We start from the raw sequence: 6,377 nt of genomic DNA, 5'->3' as shown, positions 1-6,377 counted from the left end.
TCAAAGTGGCCGGGATAGCTTCCCATTATGAGCCCGAATATAAGCACGCATCTAAAATTTTAAAAGTTTTTTCTTGTACAATACGAGGAGTCCATATAAGCAAATAGCCAACTGTTATTTGTCCTGCTTGAATGGCTTGTTAACGCTATACCTTATAATTCCATCCGCATTTATTTTTAGCTTCCTTGGCATTCTTTGCGCCACTAACCATAAAATCCAATTGTATGGATGTCAATACAGGTGTTTTATCAACATTTACTTCTGTTGCTGACCATCTCCAGCTTTTGAGAGACGCAGCAGCATGGTAATCAAATACACCTTTAGGATAAGATTCCTTTACTTTGTAGCCACTGGTTTTACCATCTTTGTTTATACCGACAATAAGATCAACACAACCAGATAAACCTTTCCTTGCTGCTTCTATTGGGTATTTAGGGTCTAGCCTCTTTTCAACTATCCAATACTCTTTAACTAATTCTCTTTGTTCTTTTAAAGATAAATCCTTATATTCAATTAGGGATTCATCGACAACTTGAACAGTATCATTAGACGCACATGCACCTAAAAATAAACTTATTATTGTAATTGAAACGGCATTTCTCATTGCTAACTCCTTATAGCTCTATCGCCCTAACTACAGGCAAAAAATTGTTTGTTAAAATACTGAAGAACGAAAACAGCAAACTGCTTTTTGTCGTTTAAAAGTCTTGTTAGTTTTTGTTACCACATTTTATTTGTTTTTCACCAAAGTGATAAACATTATTTACCGCTACGTATACACTTGAGACAACTGCTGATGTCGGCATAGTTATTATAGATAAAAACTCATCATTCCATTCATAAAAGCTAGTGTCGCCCTTCATTAGATTAACAACTTTAAGAGTCTTTTTATCTGTAGACAAACCACATTGATATTTTTGAGAATGATCCATTTCAGGAACAACAACACATCCTGTGAAGATCAGTGTACAGATAATAATTATTACTTTGTTTAACATCAAATTATCCTTTTTGACAAATGGAGATAATACACGCTCTACGAAAACTAACGCTTTGCTAAGCGGCTAAAAAATGGCTAGCTATAATAGCGAGTAACGAGCACAGCCCACTGTTTTATCGGTCTTGAGTTGCTCGTTAGCTGTATGCTAGTTCATTAAAAAGGTATAATAAATGGTTCTCTTACAAATTGAACCAAAAAGTAAATAACAATACCAATTGCTGGAAATAATCTTCTTATTAATAAAGAAGTTTGGGGAACCACATTTGAGAACATATGTACGATCCCTGAAAGTACAGAAAATAGCAAAGTAAGACAAAGTAGAATTATAACTAAGAAACTTTGCTCAACATTGAAGATTAGAACCGAAAAAAATAGAATAAGAAAAAACCATCCCAATAATTCAAGAGTTGATGTAAGTTTAAAAAATTTGATAATAGGCTCCTTACCTAAAAGCTTCATAGTACAGCTGGTGCCCCATTAAGAGGCAAATAATAGTTGGCTACAATGTTGAACGAAGCGGAACCTAGCCAACTGTTAAAATTCCTGCTTGAATGGCTGTTGTTAGAGATCATTTTTCAACGACATTGCGACTTTTCGAATACCATGAGCTGGTGTCCACTGTTTAAACTCAACAAAGCCATATTTCTTGTATAAATTAATTGCTGGATTATTGGCAACGGCAGTTTCTACAATTGCTTCTGTAAATTCAAATAAGTCGAGAATATAACTAATCAATTGACCTGCGATCCCTTTTTTAAAATACTTTGGATCAACGGTTAAACTATCTATTTCTAATTGATTACCCTTTACAACAACCTCTATGACTCCTGCGATGCATCCATTTTCATAAAAACCATAAAACAGTGTTTCTGAATTCTTTATATCTTTAATGCTTCGCGATAGTGGTGGAAAATTAGAAGCATTAATAAGCTGAGCTTCAACTTTATAAGAGTTTTGAAAAACTTTAAAAATTTTATTACCAACGTCTTCATTAGAATTATCAAGTTTGTTTATCATAGTATGCCTAGGCTCAAAATCTGCATTGCTCTCTAACGCCACGTTAAGCGGCAAATAATAGTGGGCTAAAATAAGCGACGAAGCAGCAAAAGCCAACTGTTTTTTTCCTTTTGAGTGACTTGTTAACTTCCGTATTCATGACTGTAGTAACATCGTATGAAAAATTATACCGTCTGTATTTTGTTGAGCCGAATCAAGGCGGAAACCGAAACGCTCATAAACAGGAATAGCCATAGTTGAAGACTTTACCCAGTAATTCCCATTACCTCCTTGAGCTATACAGATTTCATTTGCTGCTGACCACAATTGTTTAGCGATATTTAACTTTCTAGAGGTAGGGTCAACAAAAAGCTGACTTAACTTTTCTTTTTTGAAAATTGCTATTATTCCGACAATTTTGTATTCCTTGACAAAACATAACATCAAATATTTTTTATTTTGGATGCGTTCTTTTATAGCTTTCAATTCAAGGCTTTCTTTAAAGTGTACAATACCTTCTTTATTAAAGTCAGAGTTGGTTTGTGGTTCTGCGGCTCTCAGAATTAGAGATCGAATTCCTACGGCATCATTGATTGTAGCTTTTCGTATACTCATTCTATCCCTAGGAAGTTAACGCAACGTTAGCTGAAAAAAATTGTTGCCTAAAATTGTAACGGAGTGAAACAGCCAACTGTCTTTTGTCCGTTTGTACGCCTTATAGCTATAAGTTTGTATCAAGCTTGAGTAACTCACCTGATAATACATTAAAAGTATAATAGAACGTATCATTATCAGTCGCCGTATAAAGTAAAACCACATCATTACTAATCACCTGATAACCATCGATATTATCGATGACAGATTTTAACTTAGTACCGTCATATTCAGAAACCAATAACTCTTTATTGTCATCTTGGTTTAGAAATCCATCTTTATTCGTATCTTGTCTTACGACAGAATAGATGTTTTTACTTAAGATGTTTCGGTATTCTGTTTCCCTTGATTGGGTGGGTGAAAAATCTACGATTAGTGCGTTATTCTCGAATAACAAATTATTCTTTTCACCAGCTTTAGTAAACATCAAATTAACTGCATTACTGCTTAAACTCAAAGACGATGAAACAATCATCATGTCAGCATTTGCACTATAAGATTGTTCTTCCACTATCTGGTCCGAGGTTATTTCTAGAATATGCACATCTTTAATTTGACCTACATATCTTTTTTCTAATTTAGGTTTTTGATCTTTTTGTAGTGCATCATTATGATCAATAACTTGTACTTTTGGTTCGGAATAATCCTTTCTTAAAAGATCACTAATTATGTTTTTACCAATTACAATAATTACAATTATCGCTGCGATAAATAGCAATATCTTATTGGATTTCTCAATAAAATTCATGATGCGAGTTCCCAAGTGTGATTGCTTATAGTTAACGCCACGTTAAGCGGCAAAAAATTGTTGGTTAAAATAAGCGACGCAGGAGCAATAAACCAACTGTTTTTTGTCCGTTTAAATGACTTTTTAGATACCCAATACACCAACTATCCAGTCATAGTAGTTAGATATCCTAACTTGATAAGCTGTAGTGCCATACAAACCACCTTTAAAAGTAGATATATCGCCATTCCCCAATTGCCAACTTGATAAACCTACGAGAAATGGAGCGCCTTGTTGAAATATAATAGAAGCCCCTCCGCTATCTCCAGAGCCATGTATACCTTCAAGTGGTAATGCATTTGCAGGTTCGTTGAATTTAAATGCGATCCAATTACCTTCTGAATTTTCAACAATATTTTGAAACTGGTTCATTACACGAAGTGATTTCGTATCAATATCTTCACCGGTTAATCCACTTCCAGTTGCGCCCTTACCATAAACTGTAATTGTTTTACCTTTTTCACTTTTACCCTTGTATATATTGACTGGTTTAACACCGCTAACTTTTGAAGTTAATTTGATTAACGCAATATCACTTCTAGATTTGAACAAACTTATTAAAGGCGCTAAATCACCTTTAAGTAAATTTTTATTAGGTTCAGAGTACTCTGGGTGTATATGAACGCTTTCAATTTCATAAGCTTTTGAACCAACAATTAAATCTTTACCAACATAATCATAAAAAATAGTGTGTGCTACGGTCACAACCCATTGTGTATCTATTAATACACCATGTCCTTCATGAGGCATATCTATTAGGTATTCAGGCATTTTATCAATGACATAATTTTCAGGAGGAACATCATGTCTCTTCACTACAGCATTGCTGGATGTAGAAAAGAAAATAATGGATAAGATAAATAAAACTTTCATATTACGTCCATGTTCATTGATGGGTAGTATAACGCCTAATTAACAGGCAAATGATAGTTGGCTAAAATGTTCAGGAACGAAAACAGCCAACTGTTTTTTTTCCTTTTGAATGACTTGTTATAGGGCAATTAAACGCATGAAATTTAGCGACTTAGCACCTCAATAACATCGTCACTTAATATATGCTCCTTACCTTTGAAAACATCTAATATTCCAGGTGCAGACTTACTATTACCAATTACACTAACATAGCAACGATAAATATATTTACCGTTAGAAAAAGAATAGTGATGATTACCACCACTACCTTCAAAAACCATTTTTCCATTTTCTAAAATTAAATCAGGTTTATCTCTAGTTTTTTTATCGATACTCCATGACGAATAGCGATAATTGTAATCCCCAAGATCATCAATTCGAATATGAAATTTAGATGTTTTCCACTCTAATATTGGTTTTTTATAAACTCTGAGGCTTAGATGCAAAGTTTGTTTTTGTTTTTCAATCAAACTTGCTTTGATCTCTTTTTCTTTTGAAGATTGATATGTTATCGCTCTTATTTTATTTTTGGAATCTAGCCAAAGTTTACCGCTAGAAAACATTACGCCTCTCCAGCCCATCATGCTCCAATCTTTGTCTAGATCAGAGTTAGCTATTAGCTCGATAAATTTTTTATCAAACACTTCATCAAAGCGATTTACTAACTCTGCTTCATTTTTAATGGCAGGTATTGGAAATTCACGCCCTAATGGATAAGAAATAAAAGTTGCAATAGCTTTCTTATCCTGTTGCTTGAAAGCACTTTTTATCAAGGAAATATCCTCGTGGTATTTTTTATCAACAGCAAACGAAGTTGATGTAAATAGAATGGACAACACCAAGATTAAATTATTTATAAACTTCATGGATACTCAACACTCCGATTTGTCCTATAACGCCACGTTAAGTGACAAATAATAGCTGGCTAAAATTAGTGAGGAACGAAAGCAAGCCAACTACTTTACGTCCGTTTAAGCAACTTGTTAGCTGCTGATTGCATCCAACTCTTGAACTGCTCTTTTTAATTTACTAAGGGCTACAGATTCATTTTTATTATATGGTGATTTATAAGTAGCAACCGCTTTAGAAAAAGCTATATCTGCTTTTTGCATTAAACCTGATTTTTCATATAAAAAACCTAAACGAATATAAGAAAATGAAAGACTAGATGGACCAGTTTTTTGTAATAATTTATCCGATTGATCGGACTCTTGAAGCCTCACAATAGATTCCATTGCATAGATTGCAACTTCAGTTGACTCATGAAGATATACTTTATGAGCAATTTCTGCTTCATTATTTAAGAAATCAGCTGAAATATCATTAGCAAAGCTAATATTCGAAGTAATTACAGCAAGTGCAACTAGACTAGATTTAAATATATTTTTCATAATAATTTCCCTATAGATAATAAAATACTGCTTAAGACAAAAAGCAGCCAACGCCCCATTAAAAGTCCTGCTTGAATGGCTTGATATGTGTCGTGCAACGAAACTATATACATATGAATTTAGCTTCGAGATCAAAGCCTTGTGTATAATTTGTATCAACGTCACTAAATTCCCAAGAGCCAATTTTCGTACTAGATTTACTTTTGACAAACTTTTCAACTTCTCCAGTCTGACTATTTTTCGTAGAAATTAATTGAAAAGTTTTTCCACCTTCAACTTCACATCTAGACTTCATGACACCTATCAACATAGAGTGGGCTTTCTCTTTTGTTTCTCCACCCACTACTGTATAGAAAGAACCATCATCGTAAGGAATCGCTCTATCGGATAAGGATATATTCGTACAACCTAAAATTAATGATATGGGAAGTAAACTCAAGTATTTCATATTATTCCTAAAGACACATAACGCCCCATTATGAGGCAAAATAGTTGGTTAAAATAAGCGACGTAGGAGATGTATGGACTCCTCCCCCTCGCGGGAGTTTTGCGGTATAAAGTGAAAAGCATTCACTCAAATCAACTTTTACCAGGAGTCCACACAATGACACAATGTAACGTAATCGCTATCGATTTA

9 protein-coding genes are annotated in these 6,377 nt (G+C 33.9%); all 9 read right to left on the bottom strand.

Annotated elements, in window-relative coordinates; all coding sequences use genetic code 11:
• Nucleotides 1-145: 145 nt before the first annotated feature.
• Nucleotides 146-604 carry an energy transducer TonB gene (locus H4J56_RS19155; protein ID WP_182250897.1) on the bottom strand — a complete coding sequence of 153 codons (459 nt, stop codon included), beginning with the start codon at nt 602-604 and terminating at the stop codon, nt 146-148.
• 106 nt (nt 605-710) lie between these two features.
• On the bottom strand, nt 711-998 hold the full coding sequence (locus tag H4J56_RS19150) for a hypothetical protein (RefSeq protein ID WP_182259799.1): 288 nt from the start codon (nt 996-998) through the stop codon (nt 711-713).
• A gap of 563 nt (nt 999-1,561) precedes the next feature.
• A complete protein-coding gene (locus tag H4J56_RS19145; protein WP_182250933.1) occupies nt 1,562-2,017 on the bottom strand; it encodes a GNAT family N-acetyltransferase in 456 nt (151 codons plus the stop codon).
• Nucleotides 2,018-2,152: 135 nt separating this feature from the next.
• Nucleotides 2,153-2,611 carry a GNAT family N-acetyltransferase gene (locus H4J56_RS19140; protein WP_182250898.1) on the bottom strand — a complete coding sequence of 153 codons (459 nt, stop codon included), beginning with the start codon at nt 2,609-2,611 and terminating at the stop codon, nt 2,153-2,155.
• Nucleotides 2,612-2,717: 106 nt separating this feature from the next.
• Nucleotides 2,718-3,398 (bottom strand): hypothetical protein, encoded by a 681-nt coding sequence (locus H4J56_RS19135; RefSeq protein WP_182218418.1) that lies wholly within the window; start codon nt 3,396-3,398, stop codon nt 2,718-2,720.
• A gap of 123 nt (nt 3,399-3,521) precedes the next feature.
• Nucleotides 3,522-4,310, bottom strand: a complete 789-nt coding sequence (locus H4J56_RS19130) for a trypsin-like serine protease (RefSeq protein ID WP_182259798.1) — start codon at nt 4,308-4,310, stop codon at nt 3,522-3,524.
• A 143-nt stretch (nt 4,311-4,453) separates the two neighbouring features.
• Nucleotides 4,454-5,215 (bottom strand): hypothetical protein, encoded by a 762-nt coding sequence (locus tag H4J56_RS19125; protein ID WP_182250900.1) that lies wholly within the window; start codon nt 5,213-5,215, stop codon nt 4,454-4,456.
• A gap of 117 nt (nt 5,216-5,332) precedes the next feature.
• Nucleotides 5,333-5,740 carry a hypothetical protein gene (locus H4J56_RS19120; RefSeq protein WP_182250901.1) on the bottom strand — a complete coding sequence of 136 codons (408 nt, stop codon included), beginning with the start codon at nt 5,738-5,740 and terminating at the stop codon, nt 5,333-5,335.
• Nucleotides 5,741-5,843: 103 nt separating this feature from the next.
• Nucleotides 5,844-6,188, bottom strand: a complete 345-nt coding sequence (locus H4J56_RS19115; protein WP_182218646.1) for a hypothetical protein — start codon at nt 6,186-6,188, stop codon at nt 5,844-5,846.
• Nucleotides 6,189-6,377 lie beyond the last annotated feature (189 nt).

This window comes from Colwellia sp. BRX8-4 (assembly GCF_014077345.1).
Classification (GTDB): Bacteria; Pseudomonadota; Gammaproteobacteria; order Enterobacterales; family Alteromonadaceae; genus Colwellia_A.
The sequence above is the reverse complement of the archived record's forward strand: the minus strand, read 5'-3'. Positions and strand labels throughout refer to the sequence as shown.

Excerpts from the sequence above, each read along its gene's own strand:
- H4J56_RS19150 (WP_182259799.1), bottom strand. The coding sequence starts at position 998 with ATGTTAAACAAAGTAATAATTATTATCTGTACACTGATCTTCACAGGA.
- H4J56_RS19135 (WP_182218418.1), bottom strand. The coding sequence starts at position 3,398 with ATGAATTTTATTGAGAAATCCAATAAGATATTGCTATTTATCGCAGCG.
- H4J56_RS19140 (WP_182250898.1), bottom strand. The coding sequence starts at position 2,611 with ATGAGTATACGAAAAGCTACAATCAATGATGCCGTAGGAATTCGATCT.
- H4J56_RS19115 (WP_182218646.1), bottom strand. The coding sequence starts at position 6,188 with ATGAAATACTTGAGTTTACTTCCCATATCATTAATTTTAGGTTGTACG.
- H4J56_RS19130 (WP_182259798.1), bottom strand. The coding sequence starts at position 4,310 with ATGAAAGTTTTATTTATCTTATCCATTATTTTCTTTTCTACATCCAGC.
- H4J56_RS19125 (WP_182250900.1), bottom strand. The coding sequence starts at position 5,215 with ATGAAGTTTATAAATAATTTAATCTTGGTGTTGTCCATTCTATTTACA.
- H4J56_RS19145 (WP_182250933.1), bottom strand. The coding sequence starts at position 2,017 with ATGATAAACAAACTTGATAATTCTAATGAAGACGTTGGTAATAAAATT.
- H4J56_RS19120 (WP_182250901.1), bottom strand. The coding sequence starts at position 5,740 with ATGAAAAATATATTTAAATCTAGTCTAGTTGCACTTGCTGTAATTACT.
- H4J56_RS19155 (WP_182250897.1), bottom strand. The coding sequence starts at position 604 with ATGAGAAATGCCGTTTCAATTACAATAATAAGTTTATTTTTAGGTGCA.